Origin of the sequence: Bacillus sp. FSL E2-8900, assembly GCF_037966225.1 — a bacterium.
In the GTDB taxonomy this organism is placed as follows: domain Bacteria; phylum Bacillota; class Bacilli; order Bacillales; family Bacillaceae_G; genus Bacillus_A; species Bacillus_A cereus.
On the sequence record NZ_CP150193.1, the window covers coordinates 3,069,540 to 3,091,073 of the forward strand.

The following is a 21,534-nucleotide window of genomic DNA, read 5'->3' on the forward strand; positions in this document are numbered from 1 at the left end:
TTACTTATGAAATTTCACACGCTCTTCAAGTGGTTGGAATTCTTTTTCACCTGGTGCAGCTGTTGGATTACCAAATGGCATTTGTGCAATTAGTTTCCAATTAGCAGGGACATTCCATTCTTGTTTTACCTCATCGTCAATTAATGGATTATAATGTTGTAAAGATGCCCCTAATCCTTCTGCTTCTAAACCTGTCCACACGACTAATTGGTGCATACCTGATGCTTGGTGTGACCAAATTGGGAAGTTTTCAGCATATGCAGCAAATTTTTCTTGAAGCGATTTAACGATAGCCTCATCTTCAAAGAATAATACTGTTCCATAACCAGCTTTAAAAGAATCCATTTTTTGTTGCGTTCCTGAAAAATCTCCATCTCCAACTACTTTTCTTAATGTTTCAGTGGTAATATCCCATAATTTATCATGAGCTTCACCAAATAATACAACTAATCGTGCAGTTTGAGAATTGAAAGCGGATGGAGTATATTTCACAGCAAACTCCACGATTTCTTTAATTTTTTCATCCGATACTTGTACCTCTTTATTAATCCCATAGTAAGTACGTCTTTCTTTCAGTGCAGTATAGAAATCTTTTGTCATAATTCCGTTCCTCCTAAGTTTTAATATTCTTCAAAATGATACATCTCGAAGATAGTATGCGTTTAAATGAGTTCATTTTTGAATCATTGAACTTCCTAGCACCCATTGCCAGTCATTCTAAATCTAAACACACTGCTTCTTTCAGTTTTCCTAAAAAAAGCCTTATAACATCATTCATAAAATCTAATCATCATTCGGTACTATTTTACCCATTCTCTATTCATGTATCCTGCTTGTTTCATATTTACACAAATATGAAATGTAGCTACTTTAATCACCAAATTTCACATTAATTTAGAGCATCTTCAATTACAGCAATTTCGCTCACTCGAACAAAACGATGCAATTTAAAGAACATTGCAAAATTAAGTACTACCTGTAAAAGAACCCTCTTAGCCGACTATAAGAAAAAATAATAAAAAGCCAAAAACGAACAATAATATGTTCATTCTTGGCTTTTACTTAACCATCACATTTATTTTTACTATTGCTTCAAATGATTTTTAACTGCCCTTATTACCAATTCGTGATCTTCTTCTGGTGGTAATCCTGAAACTGTTATCATTCCAATAACCCCTACGTTTTTTATTCTGATAGGAAAACATCCACCAAACGCAGCGTATTCTGAAGTATCTAAAAGATATTTTTCATTATAGGAGACCCCAGTTATTTCACTTTGTATCTGCATATAATACGAGCTACGATCATGCAGGGAAACGACTCGTTTTTTACGCTCAATCCATTTCGTATTTTCCTCATTTGTCCCTGTCATCTTGAAATGAAATAATTGCACACCATTTTTCGTTATATCAACAGCAATCAATTTTCCCTCTCGCTTTGCTGTTTCAACGATAAATAAACCTAGTTGCAAGGCATCTTCATTTGTAAAAGAGGAAAATTGAAGTGTTTCCTCCTCTTTTAAAATTTGTTTACTTATTTCATTCAAATTTGAAGTACTCATACCTTTAACCTCCATAATTGTTTTATGCCACACCGGCATTTTTCGAAATTATTAGGCCATATAGTACAACCTTTCAATCAATCTGATTCTAAATAAACTACTGTAACATCTTTGGTAACTAGTAGTACCGTAAAGCTTGTTTTCTTCTTACTGGTGCTATTATGAATGATATTCAAAGTTATAAAAAGTACTATTCTACTTATCCCTATCTTACAGAGACTATTATGAAATATATTTAACATCTTAAAAATGTATGTACTAAAGAATAATATTTTTAATCACTAACTTTTTTGATCAATCGTTATAATCCAATTTCATCAAAATTTTTATCAATTATTACACTATCCAACAATAGGAGGAAACAAAGATGGATGAAAATATATCCAAAAGCTGAAGAGCAGTTGAGTCCCTTGAGGGAATAGTTATAATTCACTACATATAGAAATAGACATACAAAAACGCCATCCTTTCCTATAATTCTAAAGAAAGAATAGCGTATTCTTTTCAAAAATGAGTTCTTTTATTGAGAAACTTTGATTCTATATTATACATAAAAGGGCAACCAGTGCTAAAACAGCTGGAAGACCTTGTTTCACAATAATTGATTTATTAGATGTGAAACCTCCAAAAATAGCTGCTATCACCACACAAATCACGAAAAATAATTGGACCATATAACCAATTGGATTGAGCCCAAGTACAAGTCCCCAAATGAGACCAGCCGCTAAAAATCCATTATATAAACCTTGATTTGCAAACATAATGGCTACGTTTCGATCTCCTTCTAAATGCTTCGGTAATTTGAAAGCACGTTTCGCTACTTTTGAATCAATAAAAAACATTTCAAGGATCATGATAAACAAATGTTCTAATGCTACGATCCCGACTAAAATAGCTGCGATTATTTCCACACTATTCTGCCCCCCTACACTCTCTATTCTTTAATATTCTCTACATTTTTTTGCATCTGTAATAGAACTTGAATAAGTATTTTGCGTTCTTCTCCACTGATATTTACGAACATTTCCTTCATAAAATGTTCCTTTTCTTTCTTGTTAAAATATTAATTGATATATCAATTATTGATATATCAATTAATATACATCTCTCTTTTTATTTTTGCAAGTTTTTTTGCTCAATTGGTTTTATTTTGTTCCAGCAACTTTAAACCAATTCAAAACATCAGTTCGCATTTCTAGAAATCATAATTACTTTAAGTTCATTCTGACAATCATATTTAACTACATATATAAAAGAATTGAGTTATACCTCCATCAATTTATAAAAATTAATTTTTTCTAAAAACAGATACTTTACGTTTTTTATAGTAATAAAAATCATTTTTTGTTTCAGAGGCAATCCATTTTGTTAGCTTGATGGGCATAGGATAGCACCCAGATGACGAACCAATTATCTTTCAAGAAGACGGCTAGAAAACTGGATTTGATACAGGAGTTGCCTACTTCCCCGATTCAGATGGTACTAATTTAGAGCTAATTGCTCCAAAAAGGCCATTCAGACGTGAATAGTTAAAATAAATTAATACCGAAACAAGCCACCTTCTGCCTGGAAGGTGGCTGTTTGTCGGCAAGTTGATAGAATGACTAAAAAAGGACAAACTCTCCAATGTGAGAAGTTTGTCCAAAAAGTTTTTCATATTAACTATTTTTACACTAATACGAATAATAGTGAATTAGAATAATGACTTAATACTTGCTAAGACAGTAAGTACACCTACAATAATAACAAATACGTTACTCATTTTCCCTTTGTATTTAGCTAGTACTGGCACTTTTTGAATCGCATACATCGGTAATAGACATAAGATAGCAGCAACTAATGGACCGCTTAGAGAATCAATAAGTCCAAGAATACTTGGATTTGTATAAGCAACAAACCAGCATGATAATACAACAAAAGTAAGGATTATTGTCTTAATTGTTTTTTCTTCAATATCTTTTCCACGTGATTTACCAAACTTAATAATCATGTCACGCATTACTTCAAATGCTCCGATATAATGGCCAAGGAAAGACTTTGTAATAGCCACAAAAGCAATAATTGGAGCTGCAATCGTGATTACAGGCGAATTAAGCTCATTCGCAAGATATGAAAGAATTGATAAGTTTTGTTCTTTTGCCATTTTTATATCCTCTGGAGTCAAGCTCAATGCGCTACTCCAAACGAAGAACATAACAACAGCGAATGTCATGATATAACAAACCTTTTGTATTTGCGCACATTTCGCATCAGTGGCTTCGATTCCATACGTAGCTCTCTGTTTCACAACAAATGATGAAATCATAGGTGAATGATTAAATGAGAATACGATGATTGGTAGAATCATCAATATCGTCCCAAAATAGCCTGTTCCTGTTGAAGCAGTTGAAACAGCTGAAAAACTAAGCATTGACGTATTCCACTGTGGAATTAAAGATATTGCGATAAACAGTAGAGAAACTATGAAAGGATACACTAACATACTCATTACCTTTACAGTAATATCTTGACCAAAATTCAGTATAGCGATAAGACCAAGAACTAATACAAGTGATAAAATAGCTCTTGGAGGTTCTGGCATGTGCAATTGATGCACGATAAAACTACTTGCAGTGTTTGTAAGCGCAACCGAATACATTAGTACGATTGTATAAATTGAACCGAAATATACGATGTTAAAAATGATACTCGCTTTATTTCCGAAATACTCTCTAATTGTACCTGTGATCCCCTCATCAGCAGAATTAGAAGCGTATATCATTTTAGCAAGTGCCCTATGTGAGTAGTACATAACTGGATATGCAAGCAATGTAATTAGTAGTAAAGATAATAAACCACCTGAACCTGCATTAATCGGTAAAAAGAGCACCCCTGCTCCAATTGCAGTTCCAAATAGACTGAGTGCCCATGTAGTATCCTGCTTATGCCACTTTTTCGGATCTGCATATTGCTCATTTTTTCGTGCGGTATTTTCAGCTTGAACTTCTATTTTCTTTGCAGTATTCCCGTTCATATAATAACTCCCCCTTGTATCTATTCCTGCATCTCTCTTTGCACCTAACAAATATTCCCGTTTTGGAAAATGAATTCCTTACAAGTTGCCCCACATTGTATGTCCTTCATCATAATGAATCCAAATTGAAACATTCGCTAATTAGCGTCCTAATATAATTGTTAGCGTTCACAAAAAAGTTTACTCGTAATATCCGCTCTTTATATAAAGACCCCTTAAGAGAACAATATAGAATAGACTTCATAAATACGTTGCAACATTTCTAATAACAGTGTATTACTTTAATGGTTTCTCTTTTTTACTTTTAAAAGTAATTTTAGCTAAACCGGCCTCTCTTCATTTGCGAGGCGTTTCTTTCTCAATTCTATACATTACTTTCATAACTTCGGTAGCACTGATGATATTGCTTACACAAGCCACTGAAGCACATTACATACATTTCGCCTCTAATCACACACCTTTCTTACTAATAATCGCATTTTTTATATTTTCTCCAGAGATAATAAAATTTCTCTCGACGCCCTCATTATAACGTGTATATTTATAAAATTAATATTTTTATATTTTCAGAAATATTAAAGAGGAATAATTTTATATGGATAATATTTTACAGTTAGCATGTAGCCATTGTTTTTATCGCTTAAAGCTGAATTAGTTAGTAAAAAAATACAATAATACATTGTTTTTCTAGGTGACTTATTATAAAGATACTTATATCCTCTTTTATCAAAAAATCTTATTTTAAACATAAAAGATATTCTAATAAATAATTAATGTAGGTAAAAAGAAAAAAATCCCAAAATACAAAAACCAAATTTTAGGATATATATTATTAATATTGAATTCATATACAATTTAAAAAGCTACACTGAGCAAAAAGCAAAAAAGCTGCCCCATATGGACAGCTCATTTACATAATTATCGTTATCAGGAATACACAAACAAATCACTTCAATATCATCTTAATTGTAGTTTGTTCGGCTCTTCTTCAGGGATATCTCTATGTTTGTAATGAATCATTTTTACATCATTTCCTTTTATGCGAAAAATAATTGTGTCCTCTCCATAAGGCGGATTGTGTGCACCCTCAAAAGTTTAAATTTTAAAATCCCTCATTAACTAGCTCTTTTATCGAGTTTAATTTTGAAGAAAGCTCGATAAACCATTCTTCATCCCCCGTTAATAATGCAAGATCTATAAGATAAAGGATTTGTTCCTTATTTATTACCTTTGATTCAGGGAGTTTGTTAACGTGTTTACTAAAGAGTAAAATCGCTTCGTTTATTGTGTACTTGCCGTCACGTTTCACAATACTAACTGTAACTATATCCTCTACATCATCAAGTGATACAATATAACCAACTATTAATTCACCTTCATTTGATATTCCACGAACCCAATCTCCTACTTTTAAAACATGATTATTATTTGACATCATACCGTTTCACCTTCCTATAAATATTTTTTGTGACGATAAAAAAGATATAAAAACAATTATACTGTAATATTTTTCATTACATTTAAGTGTTAAGAACTCACGGCTATATAATAATTAAGCCGCTTAACGCTCTTGATTGATAAGATCAACAACTTCTTTCATTGTATAATTCTTTAAGTATTCACCTAGATGCTCTTCAGCACCTAAGAAAATAGCGAAAAGAACTTTTCGCATGTTCGAACCTACAACACACTGATTGTTTGATTCTGGACACTTCGGCTGCAAAGCACCTTCAGAGGTTATCTGATAAATATGCCAAAGATTAATTTCATCTAAATCGCGAGCGAAAATAAAACCTCCACCAGTTCCCTCTTTCGATTGTATAAACTTATGTTTTTTTAACAAACTTAGTACTTTGCGAATGCGTACTGGGTGAACACCTGCACTTTCTGAAATAGCATTACTTGTTGACATCCGATCTGGCTGTAAAGCTAAATAAGTTAAACTGTGTATGGCCAAGGTAAAGTCGCTGTTCATTGTTTTCCTCCTACGATCAAAAATATTGTTTCTCATATATTAACTGTAGCCATAAATATTACAGATAGGTTAGAACGTTAATACATATAGAATACTTCTTGCCATAAAAAATTAATTCTCTTATATTCTATCCGGTCCCACCTATATCTGATAACTTCATTTAGCTTTTTAAGTTGAAAATAAAATTAAACACTCCACTGTTTCTTCACTTGTTCTTCTGCCAATTGTTTAATTTTTGTCCATATCGTATCTTTACTTACAATAACATTTGTTTGATAATTTCTATCGTTATAATTGACTGTAACACATACTTCTATCATTTTCTGCTTCCTCCTTTCATACCACTTTCCCTAAAAAATATTACTTATTAATTAGCCAACTTTTGCAATTCAATGTTCAAAAACGTTCGAACGCTACGTGGTAAAAATTTACGAATTTCTTCCTCATTAAAACCAATCTGCAATCTTTTCTCGTCCAGCATAATTGGGCGACGTAACATTAGTGGATGCTCAATTATTAATGTATAAAATTCATTGAGCGAGAGCTCCTCAATATTTATATTTAAGTCCTGAAAAGTTTTGGATCTAGTTGAAATAATTTCAGTAGCCCCCTCTTCAGTTAAACGAAGAATTGATTTAAGCTCATCAACTGTCATAGAATTTGATACGATGTTTTTTTCAATATAATCAATTTGATGCTCTTCAAGCCATGCTTTCGCTTTTCGGCATGAGGCACAGCTTGCTGTTGTATATAGAATTACCATATTTAACTCACTCCTTTAATGTTATGAAACGTACATTTTAAACATCGGTTATTGAAATGTATTAAAAAAAATTACAGTTTAGAATCAAATACAAGCAATATTATTTATTCGAGAATATTTAATTTATCTACATTTTACAGACGATAACAACTCACTTCTAAAAACTATACTGTAATTTTAAACTTTACAGTTCTATAAATCAAATGTTAAGTCTTGGATGCATTCTATTAACGTATAATAGGAGCAGTTGAGACAATACTTGCCTCAACCGATTTTTATATCTCTTTATAATTTTTTGCAGTAATGACTGTTTCAAACTCAAAGGTTTCGGGGAGATGATCTGCATAAGAATATTCAAAAGTTCGTCCATCCGTTAAATAAGCTACTTGTTCAACTCGCATTAGGAAATCCTGATTTGTTAAGTTCATAAACTGCTTTTCCCTATCATCTGGGCGAATTCCTTTAACCCTGACAACAGATGTCCCTACTTCAAGACCAAGTTTATTTTGAATATGTGAGTATATCGACTCCTCTAAAACAGAAGCCTCAACACCTGGGATAACCGAAATTGGCATCCATGTATGCTCCATAATCGTCGGAATGCTGTGAATGATGCGGAGGCGAATGATTTTATAGACGAAATCACCGATTGAAACTCCCAATTTCTCAGCAACTACTTCATCAGCCCCAACAATCGCAAACTCGATAATTTTACTTTCTACCTCACTGCCGTATACAGCTTTCGTACCCGTTAAAGTTTGAATCATTCGTGCCTTTTCCTGTTGACGCCAATCTTGCACCACTGTTCCACTTCCGCGCCGGCGGATAATGTAGCCATCTCTAACTAATAGATCCAACGCTTTCTTAATAGTAAGGGCTGAAACACCAAATTCTTCAGCAAGGACGGGGCTACTCGGAATTTTTTCGTTGATTTTATATTCACCGTCTAAAATTTGCTGTTTAATCTTTTGATAAATGCCGAGGTATTTTACTTGTGTTGATCCGCTTGCCATTTCCATACCTCCTTTATACTGCAAACTCTCTTCTATTCATTCAAATGTAAAGCCTCAAGTTTGTAAACTGAAGGTGATGGGGCAGCAAATCCATTTTCTAAGATTTCAATATTCGTTACCGCTTCTTCGTCTTTCACAAGTTTTGGTGCACCATTTATAATTGTTTCATACGCAGCATCATAGAAACGACCATAATCACCAAGCGGCGTTTTAATTTGTTTTTCAATCCAGTCACCATTTGCATTACGATATTTAGCAACTCCATAGTACATCGGTGAATCTTCACCAAACCCTGCACTCTCAGGCATAATCCCCGCTTTCAAATCATTTTCCTGCTGATCTTCACCATATTTAATAAATGATCCATTTGTTCCATGGACGATAAAGCGTGGATAATCTTTTGCTACGACATGGTTCGTTTTCAGCTTAATCTTCAACTGATTTCCGTAATGTAAACCAACATCGAAATAATTATCAACCGCACCTTCCATTTCATTATTGCGAATATCGTATGTAACCGTATCTGGACGGCCGAATAGTGAAATCATGCGGTCCATCGTATGAATACCTAAACTGTAAAATGAACCTTCTTCTTTTGGAGCTTCATGAGTGATTGAACCAGGACGGAAATAATCAATATGTGATTCAATCTCAATAATATCACCAAGGAATCCTTGTTCAACTACTTGCTTCACAGCTAAAAAATCACCATCAAAACGGCGGTTTTGATAAGGCATAACTACTACATCTTTTTCTCGTCCTAAAGCTAATAATTCTTTCGCATGTTCCACTGTATCGCAAAATGGTTTTTCAACGATAACTGATTTTCCAGCAAGTATAACTTTTTTCGCTAATTCGTAATGCGTATGTGCTGGCGTACAGACCGTCACCACTTGAATTTCCTTGTCATTCAACAATTCGTCCAAATCAGTAGTGAAGTAAACACCTTTTTCCTTATATGGAGCCGCTAATTTTTCATTTATTTGACGTACAAAAATCGTTTTTATTTTTATATTATTACGCGTGTTTACATAAGGTAAGTGATAGCGGTTAGCTGACTTTCCAAATCCAATAAAGCCCATTGTTAATGTCATATTTTTCAACTTCCTTGCTCATAAATTTTCATTTCTATATTTATTATATAATTTAATTATTAAAAGTATATAGTTTTAACTTTATAATTATATATTAAATAAAAAATCCGCGATAAAATTCATTCTCACTATAAGTTATGGACCTATAAAGTGAAACTTTAATCAGTGGGGCGGTTTATCCCCTACTGATTACTTACCCGTAAATACCGGGATGAAAAGGAGCGTAATGAACATGGCATATACTATTATATCTATGGAAATTTTCGGATCACCTGAACAAGTATGGCAATTAATCGGAGGTTTCAACTCCCTTCCAGACTGGTTACCTTATATACCTAGTAGTAAATTAACTGAAGGCGGTCGTGTACGTCATCTAGCTAATCCAGATGGTGATACAATTATAGAACGCTTAGAAGTATTCAATGATAAGGAACGCTACTACACGTATTCAGTCATGAACGCACCGTTTCCAGTCACTAATTATCTATCTACAATCCGGGTGAAAAAAGGTACTGAAAGTAACACATCATTAGTAGAGTGGTCTGGTACGTTCACTCCTGTTGAGGTTAGTGATGAAGAGGCAATAAATCTGTTTCATGGTATATACAGCGATGGACTGAAAGCATTGCAGCAAGCATTTCTAGATTAATTCATGTAATTGATTGAGAAGAAAAAGTTAATTAACAGTCAAACATTCGATTTTGTGGTTAAGTTCATTATGAAAGATAAACAAATACAAATTTCATGCCTGCTTGTTAATGACAAGAAATAAAAAATACTACCTCCAAATGGAAGGTAGTATTTTTTTATTAATCAGGAAAAACAATTAATCCCTCTTCTTTTTCCTCCTGTTTTAAATCTTCTTCTGGGAAGGTTACAGTTGAATTTTTATCACCTGTTCTTTTTGTTTCTTCACCTGGAAATACGAAAGTTGAATTTTCTTTTCCTTCATTTTTTTCTACGTTATCTGGAAATACCATAGGATCATTGGTAGTCAAATCACTATGAAATCCAAGGTTAGACAAAATCGCTTTTAAATCTGGTAAAACCCCTATTTTATCAGATGATGGATTATTAGACTTTGTGCCTGTATTAGGATTACTTAAAATTGCCCTCAATTCTTTTGGTGTATATGCCTTACCTAAATGTTCTTTAGCAATCCCTTGAATTGATACAGCAGCCCCAGCAATTATAGGCGAAGCGCTAGAAGTACCACGGAAGTTAGAAGTATAACGATTCATTATATTCTGATCTGTAACTTTTTGCCCTTTACTATTTTGATTTTGATATGTATCTAATGTATCAACATACTCTCCCCAACCATATACATCAATTCTACTACCATAGTTAGAGAAACCTAAACGTTTATGAGGAACTCTTGCAGTAGATGCTCCAACTATAATAGCTCCTGAATCTTTAAAGTCTGGACTATTTCGATTTAAAATCTGTTTACCATTGCGGTCTTTAAATTCATCTAAATCAATCCCACCATTACCAGCTGCTTCTACAATAATAATGCCTTTATCTGTACCTTTGCGAATTGCGTTAAATATACTCGGGTATACTTCTACTGGTAAAGGGTCATCTCCATATCCATCATATTTAAAGGATTCTTCTATTAATAAAACATCTCCAGCCTGTAAAGAATCTACGGCACTTAAAATAGCATCTCTTACATCGATTCTCCCATTATCTCGGATCACTGAAATTACTTTTGCCTTTGCTTTTGGTGCAATCCCAATGTTCCCAATCCGATTGTCAGCTGCAGAAACAACACCTAGAACTGAAGTACCGTGAGAAAGATCATTACTCATTTTTCCAGACATAAATTCAATATTTTGACCGACTAAATCTTCATGATTTAATAACCAGCCTTCTTCCAAATCTACAAAGGTTGCTCCTTGACCATCTCCTCCCTTAATTCCCCAAGCATAAGGAGCATTAATTCCTAAAGGTGCCTCTTCAAGATATCCCTGTCTCGAAAATCTAGGTTCATCATAAGGATTGATTGATAATACAGGCAATCTCGAGCTAGTTGTTGTGTTTATACTCTTATTAGAACGAAATTGTATTTTACTAGAATCGTTATTGGCAGCATGTACTGTATTTGTTACAAATGTCGTACCTACCCCAACAAAAGTTGTAATTGCAAGTGATGATATCAACATACCTTTAAAATTTTTCATCTTTCCACCTCTAGTTTTCTATTAGAATTAACATATTTAATAATGTGTATGAACCAAAAATCTTTTTATCTTATTATAAAAATTAATAGATTTTTATAACTTTTTGATTTACATAAAAACTCATTTCATTCTTGTAATTCAATGTATATATTTCAAAATAACAAACCAACTGTAACTATTATAGTTACAACTATATTAATTTTCAACTACGAAATATAAATTTTTAAAAATAAATTTATATTACTTTAAAACAGAGCTAACCTTTTACGCATATAAAAAAAACAAAATATCTGTGCAAATTACAGCGGTGAATAAGTTTATAGACTACAAAAAAACAAGAAAAAGCAAAGCACTAAGTGCTTTGCTCCTTATAAAATTCCTTTTAACTTTTCACCAATTAACCTCGCTACATACTCATAGCCTTCTGGTCCAAAGTGTAATCCATCTTTTTCACCATTTTCTACAAATCTTTTATAATCCCGTTCTTGAATCATTTCAGCGAATACGTTTAGAAAATAACTTCCTGTTTCCCTCGCCACTTTCTCCACCACGTCTGCATACTGACCAAGCACTCTATTTGTTCTATTACGCTGTCTTTCTTCATCAACTGGTGCAGGACTAATCAGTAGTACTTTATCTGATGAAATATGGTTCACAATCTTCTCTAAGTTTTCTTTATATGCTTGTAATGACACTTGAGAAAAAGAAACTGCATCATTCGTACCAAGAAAAACTGTTACGAAATCTGGTTTATATGATATTACATCTTCTTCAATCCTATTTAACGCATCAAATGTATTATCCCCTGGAACACCTGCATTCACTACTTTCCACTTCGGAAACATCTCTTGCAAACGTGGTGTTAATCTCGGCATTCCATCAAAAAATGTTTCATCAGCTGTAATACTATCTCCAAAGCATACTAACGTTTTCATTAAGCTACTCTCCTTTTACGTATGAAACAACTTTCCTTCTATTGCTTTTATATATCTTTCAGCAGAACGTTCAACTGCTTCATTTGCATTTTCTTTTACTACTCGATGAAAAGCGTTGTATAAACGATTAAACTGTAACGGCTTCACTCGATTCACCATTTCTTCCACTTTTCTCGCTGGTAGTGGAATTAAGTTTGGATAGCTGTACATGAAGCTTACCCACCGCTCATCTGCTACAACTTGAATAATATCACCTGTTAACAAAATTCCTTTTCCGTCATTACCTTCTTCCCAATGTAAGACAGATCCACCTTTAAAATGTCCCCCTAAACGATGAATGACTAATCCATCAGCTAATTGTAAAGACTCACCAGACCAATAAATAATACGACTACTCGGACGCATCACCCACTCTTTATCATCTTCATGTATATAAATTGGTACATCAAATGTCTCTGCCCATTCTACTTGCGTTGAATAATAATGAGGATGAGACAATGCAATCGCATCTAATTCGCCAAGCTCTTTTATTTTCATAATTGTCGTTTCATCTAAATACGTAATACAGTCCCACAGTAAACGATATGACTCTGTTTTCACTACAAATGCCGTTTGACCGATCGCGAATCCTGGTTTTGTCGTAATACTATAAAGTCCATTTTCCTCTTTGATTATTTCATTTTTATATGTATCATCTGTTTGCAAATTTTCTAAAGTCGTCCAAGACTGCCCTTTCGGATTCACATACTGCCTTTCTTCATCACAAATATGACAACTCACCGGTTCTTCTACACTCGCTGCATACTGCACGCCACACGTTGTACAAACGAAATTTTTCATCATAATTTCCCCTATCCCTATATTTTTATTAAGCTGATTTTTGTTGATAATGATCTGCTTTTTTATTTTCAATTAATAAACTTATAAAAGTAAGTAAATAGACAACTGTAACCGATAATGGAATGACAGTAAATCCTTTTTCTGCAAAAAGAATCCCGCAAACTGACGTTACGAATACAGTCCCTACTGATAATAAACCATAACTTTTGCTTTCATAAATCCATACGTACGGGATAAAATGAACACCTATTAACATTGCTACTACAAAAGGTAACCATTCTGGAAATTGAAAATAGGCAAGTAATACAAGTGGAATATTCAATACATTTATCCCACCAATTAATCCAGCCAAAATCCCTAACGGATTTCCTTTCGCAAACATATCAATTTTCAATATAGCAGCTATCATTAAGCCAAAAGGAAACACACAGCCCATACCGATTAAATATACCCACACCACTTGTTTTTCAGAAAGAACAAATCCTGTTATACTCATAACTACCCAAAATAAAACGCCGGCTAATATAATCGGTAAGCCTCTCTTCGTTTTTATTGCTAAATCCTTTTTCGCTTCTGCAACATTCATCTCACTATCTCCCCAAAAATATTTGTACTATAAAGTCACCTCAACCTCACCCATCCAATAACGCCAAGCTTCTAAATAATCTTTTAAATCTTTCGGGTGGTGCCGTAAACATGTATCTATACGAAAATATAATCCTATGACTATTTCTTCATATAAATCACGGTCATTTTTATGAAATACACATTGTTTCATCGCATAACCAATCGTTTCTTTTGTTAAATCTTCCGGAGTTGAACAGAACGCATAAATTAAATCATATATAGGATCTCCTAACACTGGTAAAGGATCAATTACACCGTGCAGTTTATTCTCTTGAAATATAAAATTATGAAATCCAAGATCACCATGCAATAAAAACGGCTGATTTATTCCAGCGTCCCTATTCGCTAACTTAAGAACCGTTCTATACTCTTCTTCACTTATGTAACGTCTTACATTTTCATGAGCTTCTATCACATTTGTTGTTAAAAATTCACTCCAAGATTGAACCGAATTTTCTTTCCATCCCCAGCCATCAACCTCTGTAGCTACTTCATACTCATTGATAACTTCTTTTACAAGTTTACAAAGAACACTCCGTTTATAGCCTAGTTTGCAAGAAGTTGTGCCCTCAAGGAATGAGTAAACAATATAGCGATTTAAAGGTTCCTTATATAAAAGCTTTGGAAATAATTCGTCCTTTTTATAAAACTGAAGAAAATAAGCTTCTTCACGTATGACATCCGATTCATTCAACTTTACAACGTATTGTTCATCTAACAAATATATAGTACTTGCCGTTCCCCCGTTTAATGCTTTTACGCTATTTGGATAATGTGAAATCACTTTCTCCTTAACTAGTTGTGCAGTGATTATTGAAATGTCCATTCACTCACCCTTCAACTCCGAATATTTCCTTAATTCAAAAGACAACTTTACTATTATTTGACAAACGCAAGGAAAATCCTCCCAACCATCCTAATATAACAAACAACAATTTTATTTTATTACAATGGCTTTCTTCAATATCCCATTTATGATAACGTGATTTTATCACTCTAAATGCTCTTCATATACTCTAATAATTTCTATTGCAGGGTCTATGTCTTGTAATTTATGAGCCAAACTTTCTACACCAAACACTTCTGTAAACGTATGACTGCCTACAATTAAATTAATCCCTTTAAATTTCGCATGTTGAACTGTATATAATGTTTTTTCACCTGTTATGTACGTGTCACACCCTTTTTCTAATGCACGTTCAATCAAATTTGTATTGTTTCCTGCACCGGTTAAAATCGCGATTCGTTTTACTGGTTTATCGTGATTTCTCCAGCTCTTCACTTTCTCTTCCATTCTTTCTTCAAGTTTTCCAACTAAGTTTGAAAAAGGAATCGATTCTTTATATTCTCCTATTCCCGGTAGTTCTTCTTCCTCATAGGTTGAATATTCCAGTATTGTATCTATCCCAATTTCGTTAAATAACGATGTACACGTGCCAAACTTTACAAAATCTAACGGCAAGTGAATCCAAAAATGATTCATTTCATATTGCTTCAATTTCTCAATACAAGCCTCTTCCATACCAAATAAAAAACTCCATGGCGCATGATGTGTAACTATCATATCGACTCCATTTTTATACGCTTCTTCAATCGTCTCTAATGTCAAATTTGTTGTGTAACCGATTTTGTGAAATTCATCTTTACTTATATGAGTAAAACCATATTCATCATCGCCGTATTTATGAAGGTCCTCTCCAAATAGTGATGTTATATGTTCGTTAAACTGCTTTATATTCATTTTATTTCTCCTTTCATTTACTTTTATATTTCATAAATAAGGAAATACTAAATTACAACGTTACATACATATAGGAGGACAAATATGAAACCTGAATTTTTAAAAGCTGTACATGATGCCATTGGAAATATTGAACACATTCATATAGAAGAAAGCGGTGCTGACAGCTTACTTATTCATCATGATGATGCACAGCAATTACAACAAGTTGCTAAGGCGTTAGAAAATAATAATTTCCGCTCCGCTTTAAGAACAACTGGAAATGCTTCGTACATTGAAGTATTGAACAGATAATGAAAGTCCGGATGTATTCCGGGCTTTCTTTTTTATCGCGCTATTCACCGAGCAGTAAGACCCCCACTGATTAAAGTTTCACTTTATATCGAAATTTCAAGCTCTTTCACATACACCGCTGTTCCAGCAATATCTATTTTTAACTTTTCGTTTTCTATCCCTTTCGTTACATAAACAGTTACACGACCATCTTTATTTATTTCCTGTCCTTGCTCAACGATTAAACCCAATTCATGTTCAAAATCTTTCTCTAAATACTCCGCATAATACGCTCCCATTACACCTGAAGCTGTTCCTGTCACTGGATCTTCAATCGTCCCAGCGTAAGCTGATGAAAAATGACGGCCGTGCATTTGTGCTAGTTCATCATAAGTTTCTAGACAAATTGGGTGAATAGAAGCATTAGGTATTTCTTTTAATACTGATGGAAATGCAGCATTATTAGGTTTCATTCTCTCAAATGCATTAAGATTTTTAATCGGTACAATTACAGTCCAATTACCAGTACTTCCATATACAATCGGTAAACTTACATCTAAATCATTTACTTCTAAACCGATACTATGAGCTAATTCTTCTTTTGAACCTGTAAATTCTTTAAACTGAGGTGCTGCCTGTCTCATTTTAATAAAGGGTTCTCCATTTTCATTTACACCTATTTGTATCGGTAAAATCCCAGCCTTCGTTTCAATCGTAAGGTTACTTTTCTCTTCTAATAAACCTTTTTCGCGCAAGGCATATATCGTCCCTACTGTCCCATGACCACATAAATCCATTTCAAAACCAGGTGTAAAGTAGCGCATTTTTATATCCGCTACTTCTGAAGGAAGAACGAAAGAAGTTTCGTTATATCCAACTTTTTCAGCAATAATTTGCATTTCCTCTTCCGTTAATCCACCTGCTTCTAATACAATACCTGCTGGATTTCCCTTATTTGGTTTATTCGTAAATGCGTCGTAATGAAATACGTTTATAGTCTTCATTTTCTTTTCTCCTAATCTACTTTAAAAATTTTATAATAAAGCTCTGTCTCCGTTTTCACCGAACAATAATTTCTCCAAAATATCCTCTGCATCTTTTCATTTGAAGTATGCGTACTTCCGATGTAATAAGTAGCCCCCATTTCCTTTAACATATGCAACGATTGAAGATGCAACCGAGAAGCAATTCCTTTCCCGCGATAATAAGGCATTACCCCAAAATAAAATACTCGTCCTTCACTTTCTGTTCCAGTTTCTATATGCGGTATGGACATACCAATTGGCTCAGTTTTATCATAAAAAACAATACATGACTTTTCCCAGCCTGTACCTAACTCTGTTTGCACTGAATAAAAATGCTCATCGATAGTTAAAATTGAAGTTTGATTCCCTGAACCCGACATACATTGTTCCCAAATATATTTAAATTCTTTTTCCGATAACGTTCCTTCTGCTATTGATCTATATGTATATTGTCTTTCAGGTCCTTCTACATTGTTCAATTCTCTACATACTTCTATCTTTGCGGCATACAAAGAAAAACCGGCATCAAGTAACACTCTCACACTTGAGTTATAACTACTAAACCTTTTGTTTAATACAATACTCGCTCTTTTTAACTCCCAGTTAAAACAAACTTCTTCAAATCTACTTATCTTTTCTTTATAAGTTTGTACATCATAAAGAACATTCTCTTCTATCTCTTCAATCGTTACTGCATTTGGTAAGCCATTTAATACTTTTTTAGAAGGGCCAAATAGATTCTGAATGATTGCAAGATCGTATATCACCACTTCAATTCCCCCACACCAGGCTCAATAAACTTCCCTGAAATATCCTCATTTGAATCTATTACCCAATCATATATATCTTTTGCTCCTTCAGCCGGAGTCATATTCGCATCAAAGGCACCAATATCAGTTTTTAATTTTCCTGGGTGAATGGCAGTTACACGAATTCCTTTATTCTCAAACTCTTGTTGTAAGCAGAGTGTTAACATATTTTGTGCTGCTTTAGCAATTCGATATGAATATGAGAACTGGCCTTGCGGAAACTCTTTGTTCGCCATTTTATGTAATGATCCTAATCGAGAGGACACATTTATTATTCTCGGATGATCCGATTTAGCTAACGCCACATATGTACCTTTTACAGCCCGAATTACACCTAAGCAATGAATATTAAATAAGTCCGTTAACTCTTCTGAATTTGTATGTAAAATCTCAGTCTCCTTCCCAGTAATGCCAGCGTTATTTATAACTAAATCAACATACTCTGTATATTCCTCAAGCTGCTTCTTAATTTGCTCCGTACTCTCATCAGCCGATAAGTCTGCCAATATAGGAAAACATCTACCACTAAACATTTGCTTCAATTGCATTACCGCAACCTCAGTTCTAACTAATGGATAAACGATATGCCCATTTTCATAAAATACTTTTACTAACTGTAATCCTAACCCGCGGCTGCCACCTGTAATAAACACTCTCATATATTCATCTCCTTATTTTTATAATAAATAAGAAAATCCATCCACTTACCATTCTCTAATGAAAACGCCTCTCTCTTGCATTCAAAAGAAAAACCTGCTCTTTTCGCAAGACGCATTGATGGCTCATTATCAACACGTATATGTAATTCGATTCTATGAAAATCAAGGCTACTAAAAAATAACGGTAACGCAGCTTTCACACTTTCAACACCATATCCATTTCTCCAATATTGATTATGTATGGAGTATCCCATCATCGCCCATTGATAGTCCATACGTAAAATTTTTATTAGCTCTAGCTTTCCAATATTAGCCCCATCTTCTTTACGAAAAATACCTAATACATACATCTCATCTCGATGTGCTGCTTCATCAAATCCTCTAATCCATTCCGTGAACCATTCTTTTGTTGATGATGCCATAACTTGATAACCATCGTCGTATTTATACTGAGATGGCAGCCTCTTATTAAATCCATCTAACCAACTTTCATAATCATCATTTTGGAACGGACGGATCATGAGTCTCTCTGTCTCTATCTGTAATAGCGGCAGCTTCATTTACATCTCTTCCCTTGATTAATATTTGAATATTCTTTATTATCTTACACAAAATACAAAATCTAGTAAATCATTATGTTTTTGATAAACATGCTTCTATTAAAATACAAAAGGAAACCCTGTTCTAAAGGATTTCCTTTTGTCATCACACTACCAAACTTATCTATAATTTAAAACGTTGTATTCTGTCTTTAATATTCCATACACATCAACATCTTCATATGTGTTTAATAAAAGTCTATTCTGTCTCAATGTGCCTTCTTTACGTAAACCCGACTTCTCTAATACTTTAATCGACGATCTATTTCTAGAAATGGCAGATGCCCAAATTTTGTTTAGACCTAATTCGATAAAGCCAAATTGAATCATTCTGTTTACAGCCTCAGTTGCAAAACCCTTTCCCCAATAATTCTTACCAATCCAATAACCAAGTTCACCTCTATTGTTACCCTTGTCAATTCTTAGTGTAATTGTACCTACAATTTCTCTTGATTCTTTAGAGACAATTCCTAAAGGATATTCGATTCCTTTCCTTATAAGTTCTGGTTGCATATCAACCCAATCTTGCGCGAACTCCAATTTATATGGATGCGGAAGCCCAAGAATATTAGCTAATTCCTTGTCATTAGCCAATTCTTTAATTCTAAAAACATCATCATTGGTAAAAGGTTCTATACATAAATGCTCAGTTTCTAATTTTATAGCCATCTTTTCTCCCCCTTGTACTGAAATTAGTTAGCTCCCTTTATTTTCAATATTACACCAAAAACACGAAATTTTTAAAATCTTTATGATATCTACTAACAGAACCATAAACAAAAAATCCAGTTATGCTTTGTACATAACTGGATTCCTCATTATCTAATCGTTTTTTATTTTACAAGTACATTTTCTCTTAATTCCCTCTTTAACACTTTCCCTAAAGCATTTTTCGGTAACTCTTCTAAGAATACCACTTCTGGAATTTTGTAACTTGCTAACTTCTCCTTACAATACTGAATAATACTTTCTTCTGTTAATGTTGTTTCGCCATCCTTCACAATGTAAGCTCTTGGAACCTCTCCCCAAAAGTCATCTGGAACTCCAACTACTGCAACTTCTAAAACACCATGTATTTCATGAATAACATCTTCTACTTGATCTGGATATACGTTGTCACCACCGCGTATAATAACGTCTTTATATCTTCCCATAATATGCAGGAATCCATCGTCATCTATCATGCCAGCATCACCCATGTTAAACCAGTTATCTTTTACTACCTTCTTTGTCGCCTTTTCATTATTCCAATACCCTTTAAACATGTATGGACTTTTCACATAAATCTCTCCAACTTCATTTGTTGTTAATTCATGTCCTGTTTCCGGATGAACAATTTTCACCTCTACATTTTTCAAGGTTTTTCCTACAGAAGACATCTTTTCTTTTCCCATCATTGGATGCCATGAGGTTACAACCCAACCTTCTGTACTACCATAACCTTGCACCATATATATTCCTTTTTCCATATATTTTTGAATGAGTGTTTCTGGCACTTTTGTACCACCGCTTTGTGCTACTTTAAAGGTTGAAATATTACGTTCTTTTTTATTTAATTCATCAAGCATGTAACTATAAACAGCAGGGAACGCAAGCATCGTAGTAATTTTCTCTTCTTCAATCTTATCCCAAATAAGAGTAGGATTCGAATCAGCTAAGAAAATCATCGTAACGCCATGATAAATACAATTTAAAATAGAAAGCACGCCACTCATATGGAACAATGGATGCACAGATAAAAAGCGTTCACCTGCTGGGATTTCTCTTTGTCCCGCAATTTCAGCAAAATAGTGATGTAAGTTTTTATGTCCAATTACACATGCTTTCGCCTGTCCAGTCGTTCCTGAAGTAAATAAGTAAATGGCGTCGTCTTCTTCATGAACTTCTACGTTCGGTTCTGTCGTTGGCTGTTTTTGTAGCTCTAATTCAAATGAACCAAAACCTTCTTTTGTCGTTTGAATTACATAAGGAATTTCTTTAACAGCATCAACCTTTAATAACACTTCACTAAATTCTTCATCAATAACTAGCACTTTTAATTTCGCTTCTTTTACAATCGTTTCTAATTCATATACAGTAAGCTGATGATTTAGCGGAATAAATACCGCTCCAATTTTTAAACTTGCCATCATAACGCTTGGAAATGGGTGATTATTTTTGCATAGTATTCCTATACGATCTCCTCTTTGCACACCATTATGTAACAAATAATGTGCAAGCTGATTTACTCGTTCATTATATTGCTGAAACGAATATCTTTTCTTCCCTCCTACAAGCGCTTCCAAATTTGGTGACTGCATTGCTCTCTTTTGTAATAATTGTCGCATCGTTCTCAAGTAAAACTCCCCTTTATATATGTTAGGTTTTTTATTTTATCAGATTAACTATTAATTTACTAAAGATTACACTTAGTGAATATAA

General features: G+C 33.7%; 24 protein-coding genes and 2 pseudogenes. 3 read left to right on the forward strand and 23 right to left on the reverse strand.

The window, feature by feature from the left end; translation table 11 throughout:
- The 3 genes from NST90_RS15700 to NST90_RS15710 form a co-directional block, all read right to left on the reverse strand.
- The gene (locus NST90_RS15700) at positions 1-600 is read right to left on the reverse strand and encodes a nitroreductase family protein (protein ID WP_000158938.1); all 600 of its coding nucleotides are present in this window, start codon (positions 598-600) and stop codon (positions 1-3) included.
- Between the two features lie 484 nt (positions 601-1,084).
- Positions 1,085-1,600: a heme-degrading domain-containing protein gene (locus NST90_RS15705; protein WP_130813683.1), complete on the reverse strand. Its 516-nt coding sequence runs from the start codon at positions 1,598-1,600 to the stop codon at positions 1,085-1,087.
- 500 nt (positions 1,601-2,100) lie between these two features.
- Positions 2,101-2,472: a DUF1304 domain-containing protein gene (locus NST90_RS15710; RefSeq protein ID WP_000402471.1), complete on the reverse strand. Its 372-nt coding sequence runs from the start codon at positions 2,470-2,472 to the stop codon at positions 2,101-2,103.
- A gap of 471 nt (positions 2,473-2,943) precedes the next feature.
- Here NST90_RS15710 and NST90_RS15715 point away from each other — a divergent pair.
- Positions 2,944-3,090: pseudogene (locus NST90_RS15715) on the forward strand (VOC family protein); the annotation flags it as partial.
- A 164-nt stretch (positions 3,091-3,254) separates the two neighbouring features.
- Here NST90_RS15715 and NST90_RS15720 read toward each other — a convergent pair.
- From NST90_RS15720 to NST90_RS15755, 8 genes and pseudogenes are all read right to left on the reverse strand, one after another.
- Complete coding sequence (locus NST90_RS15720; RefSeq protein WP_044306805.1) at positions 3,255-4,574, reverse strand: aromatic amino acid transport family protein; 1,320 nt, start codon at positions 4,572-4,574, stop codon at positions 3,255-3,257.
- 957 nt (positions 4,575-5,531) lie between these two features.
- A pseudogene (locus NST90_RS15725) lies at positions 5,532-5,678 on the reverse strand (DUF3888 domain-containing protein); the annotation flags it as partial.
- Complete coding sequence (locus tag NST90_RS15730) at positions 5,677-6,012, reverse strand: IDEAL domain-containing protein (protein ID WP_000987461.1); 336 nt, start codon at positions 6,010-6,012, stop codon at positions 5,677-5,679. The pseudogene NST90_RS15725 and the gene NST90_RS15730, both read right to left, overlap by 2 nt.
- 123 nt (positions 6,013-6,135) lie before the next feature.
- Entirely contained in the window at positions 6,136-6,549 is a 414-nt protein-coding gene (gene saiR, locus NST90_RS15735; RefSeq protein ID WP_001083465.1) for an Rrf2-family transcriptional regulator SaiR, read from the reverse strand.
- 185 nt (positions 6,550-6,734) lie between these two features.
- Positions 6,735-6,869, reverse strand: coding sequence for a BA3454 family stress response protein (locus tag NST90_RS15740; protein WP_000573532.1), 135 nt, complete (start codon positions 6,867-6,869; stop codon positions 6,735-6,737).
- A 47-nt stretch (positions 6,870-6,916) separates the two neighbouring features.
- Positions 6,917-7,312, reverse strand: a complete 396-nt coding sequence (gene spxA, locus NST90_RS15745; protein WP_000236190.1) for a transcriptional regulator SpxA — start codon at positions 7,310-7,312, stop codon at positions 6,917-6,919.
- 275 nt (positions 7,313-7,587) lie between these two features.
- Complete coding sequence (locus NST90_RS15750) at positions 7,588-8,325, reverse strand: GntR family transcriptional regulator (RefSeq protein ID WP_000146278.1); 738 nt, start codon at positions 8,323-8,325, stop codon at positions 7,588-7,590.
- A 32-nt stretch (positions 8,326-8,357) separates the two neighbouring features.
- Positions 8,358-9,419 carry an oxidoreductase gene (locus NST90_RS15755; protein WP_000176641.1) on the reverse strand — a complete coding sequence of 354 codons (1,062 nt, stop codon included), beginning with the start codon at positions 9,417-9,419 and terminating at the stop codon, positions 8,358-8,360.
- A gap of 232 nt (positions 9,420-9,651) precedes the next feature.
- Between NST90_RS15755 and NST90_RS15760 the strand changes: the two genes are divergently transcribed.
- The gene (locus tag NST90_RS15760) at positions 9,652-10,068 is read left to right on the forward strand and encodes an SRPBCC family protein (RefSeq protein WP_283748142.1); all 417 of its coding nucleotides are present in this window, start codon (positions 9,652-9,654) and stop codon (positions 10,066-10,068) included.
- Positions 10,069-10,228: 160 nt separating this feature from the next.
- On the opposite strand, the gene NST90_RS15765 is transcribed toward NST90_RS15760, so the two are convergent.
- From NST90_RS15765 to NST90_RS15790, 6 genes are all read right to left on the reverse strand, one after another.
- Entirely contained in the window at positions 10,229-11,605 is a 1,377-nt protein-coding gene (locus NST90_RS15765; RefSeq protein WP_025708810.1) for a S8 family peptidase, read from the reverse strand.
- Between the two features lie 368 nt (positions 11,606-11,973).
- Positions 11,974-12,540: an SGNH/GDSL hydrolase family protein gene (locus tag NST90_RS15770; protein WP_000855202.1), complete on the reverse strand. Its 567-nt coding sequence runs from the start codon at positions 12,538-12,540 to the stop codon at positions 11,974-11,976.
- A gap of 15 nt (positions 12,541-12,555) precedes the next feature.
- The gene (locus NST90_RS15775; protein ID WP_080342266.1) at positions 12,556-13,383 is read right to left on the reverse strand and encodes an MBL fold metallo-hydrolase; all 828 of its coding nucleotides are present in this window, start codon (positions 13,381-13,383) and stop codon (positions 12,556-12,558) included.
- Between the two features lie 25 nt (positions 13,384-13,408).
- Positions 13,409-13,966, reverse strand: coding sequence for a hypothetical protein (locus tag NST90_RS15780; protein ID WP_001099749.1), 558 nt, complete (start codon positions 13,964-13,966; stop codon positions 13,409-13,411).
- A 27-nt stretch (positions 13,967-13,993) separates the two neighbouring features.
- Positions 13,994-14,833, reverse strand: coding sequence for a phosphotransferase (locus tag NST90_RS15785; RefSeq protein ID WP_025708814.1), 840 nt, complete (start codon positions 14,831-14,833; stop codon positions 13,994-13,996).
- 165 nt (positions 14,834-14,998) lie between these two features.
- On the reverse strand, positions 14,999-15,748 hold the full coding sequence (locus tag NST90_RS15790; protein WP_025708816.1) for a Nif3-like dinuclear metal center hexameric protein: 750 nt from the start codon (positions 15,746-15,748) through the stop codon (positions 14,999-15,001).
- Positions 15,749-15,832: 84 nt separating this feature from the next.
- On the opposite strand from NST90_RS15790, the gene NST90_RS15795 reads away from it, so the two are divergent.
- Positions 15,833-16,042 carry a hypothetical protein gene (locus tag NST90_RS15795; RefSeq protein WP_025708818.1) on the forward strand — a complete coding sequence of 70 codons (210 nt, stop codon included), beginning with the start codon at positions 15,833-15,835 and terminating at the stop codon, positions 16,040-16,042.
- An 83-nt stretch (positions 16,043-16,125) separates the two neighbouring features.
- Here NST90_RS15795 and NST90_RS15800 read toward each other — a convergent pair whose 3' ends face one another.
- From NST90_RS15800 to NST90_RS15825, 6 genes are all read right to left on the reverse strand, one after another.
- Entirely contained in the window at positions 16,126-17,025 is a 900-nt protein-coding gene (locus tag NST90_RS15800; protein WP_025708820.1) for a PhzF family phenazine biosynthesis isomerase, read from the reverse strand.
- Between the two features lie 11 nt (positions 17,026-17,036).
- Positions 17,037-17,813: a GNAT family N-acetyltransferase gene (locus NST90_RS15805; RefSeq protein ID WP_283748263.1), complete on the reverse strand. Its 777-nt coding sequence runs from the start codon at positions 17,811-17,813 to the stop codon at positions 17,037-17,039.
- Entirely contained in the window at positions 17,810-18,514 is a 705-nt protein-coding gene (locus tag NST90_RS15810) for an SDR family NAD(P)-dependent oxidoreductase (RefSeq protein WP_025708823.1), read from the reverse strand. The genes NST90_RS15805 and NST90_RS15810 overlap by 4 nt, the downstream gene beginning before the upstream one ends.
- A complete protein-coding gene (locus NST90_RS15815; RefSeq protein WP_000775352.1) occupies positions 18,511-19,074 on the reverse strand; it encodes a GNAT family protein in 564 nt (187 codons plus the stop codon). Before NST90_RS15815 ends, NST90_RS15810 begins: the two co-directional genes overlap by 4 nt.
- 159 nt (positions 19,075-19,233) lie before the next feature.
- Positions 19,234-19,782: a GNAT family N-acetyltransferase gene (locus NST90_RS15820; RefSeq protein WP_000985518.1), complete on the reverse strand. Its 549-nt coding sequence runs from the start codon at positions 19,780-19,782 to the stop codon at positions 19,234-19,236.
- 164 nt (positions 19,783-19,946) lie between these two features.
- The gene (locus NST90_RS15825; protein ID WP_283748262.1) at positions 19,947-21,440 is read right to left on the reverse strand and encodes a class I adenylate-forming enzyme family protein; all 1,494 of its coding nucleotides are present in this window, start codon (positions 21,438-21,440) and stop codon (positions 19,947-19,949) included.
- Positions 21,441-21,534 lie beyond the last annotated feature (94 nt).

Bases quoted from the DNA above. Each gene is read 5' to 3' on its own strand.
- NST90_RS15730 (WP_000987461.1), bottom strand. From the start codon at position 6,012: ATGATGTCAAATAATAATCATGTTTTAAAAGTAGGAGATTGGGTTCGT.
- NST90_RS15765 (WP_025708810.1), bottom strand. From the start codon at position 11,605: ATGAAAAATTTTAAAGGTATGTTGATATCATCACTTGCAATTACAACT.
- NST90_RS15825 (WP_283748262.1), bottom strand. From the start codon at position 21,440: ATGCGACAATTATTACAAAAGAGAGCAATGCAGTCACCAAATTTGGAA.
- NST90_RS15795 (WP_025708818.1), top strand. From the start codon at position 15,833: ATGAAACCTGAATTTTTAAAAGCTGTACATGATGCCATTGGAAATATT.
- NST90_RS15820 (WP_000985518.1), bottom strand. From the start codon at position 19,782: ATGGCTATAAAATTAGAAACTGAGCATTTATGTATAGAACCTTTTACC.
- spxA (WP_000236190.1), bottom strand. From the start codon at position 7,312: ATGGTAATTCTATATACAACAGCAAGCTGTGCCTCATGCCGAAAAGCG.
- NST90_RS15800 (WP_025708820.1), bottom strand. From the start codon at position 17,025: ATGAAGACTATAAACGTATTTCATTACGACGCATTTACGAATAAACCA.
- NST90_RS15750 (WP_000146278.1), bottom strand. From the start codon at position 8,325: ATGGCAAGCGGATCAACACAAGTAAAATACCTCGGCATTTATCAAAAG.
- NST90_RS15785 (WP_025708814.1), bottom strand. From the start codon at position 14,833: ATGGACATTTCAATAATCACTGCACAACTAGTTAAGGAGAAAGTGATT.
- NST90_RS15740 (WP_000573532.1), bottom strand. From the start codon at position 6,869: ATGATAGAAGTATGTGTTACAGTCAATTATAACGATAGAAATTATCAA.
- NST90_RS15815 (WP_000775352.1), bottom strand. From the start codon at position 19,074: ATGAAGCTGCCGCTATTACAGATAGAGACAGAGAGACTCATGATCCGT.
- NST90_RS15780 (WP_001099749.1), bottom strand. From the start codon at position 13,966: ATGAATGTTGCAGAAGCGAAAAAGGATTTAGCAATAAAAACGAAGAGA.
- NST90_RS15700 (WP_000158938.1), bottom strand. From the start codon at position 600: ATGACAAAAGATTTCTATACTGCACTGAAAGAAAGACGTACTTACTAT.
- saiR (WP_001083465.1), bottom strand. From the start codon at position 6,549: ATGAACAGCGACTTTACCTTGGCCATACACAGTTTAACTTATTTAGCT.
- NST90_RS15810 (WP_025708823.1), bottom strand. From the start codon at position 18,514: ATGAGAGTGTTTATTACAGGTGGCAGCCGCGGGTTAGGATTACAGTTA.
- NST90_RS15790 (WP_025708816.1), bottom strand. From the start codon at position 15,748: ATGAATATAAAGCAGTTTAACGAACATATAACATCACTATTTGGAGAG.
- NST90_RS15755 (WP_000176641.1), bottom strand. From the start codon at position 9,419: ATGACATTAACAATGGGCTTTATTGGATTTGGAAAGTCAGCTAACCGC.
- NST90_RS15775 (WP_080342266.1), bottom strand. From the start codon at position 13,383: ATGATGAAAAATTTCGTTTGTACAACGTGTGGCGTGCAGTATGCAGCG.
- NST90_RS15760 (WP_283748142.1), top strand. From the start codon at position 9,652: ATGGCATATACTATTATATCTATGGAAATTTTCGGATCACCTGAACAA.
- NST90_RS15720 (WP_044306805.1), bottom strand. From the start codon at position 4,574: ATGAACGGGAATACTGCAAAGAAAATAGAAGTTCAAGCTGAAAATACC.
- NST90_RS15705 (WP_130813683.1), bottom strand. From the start codon at position 1,600: ATGCCGGTGTGGCATAAAACAATTATGGAGGTTAAAGGTATGAGTACT.
- NST90_RS15770 (WP_000855202.1), bottom strand. From the start codon at position 12,540: ATGAAAACGTTAGTATGCTTTGGAGATAGTATTACAGCTGATGAAACA.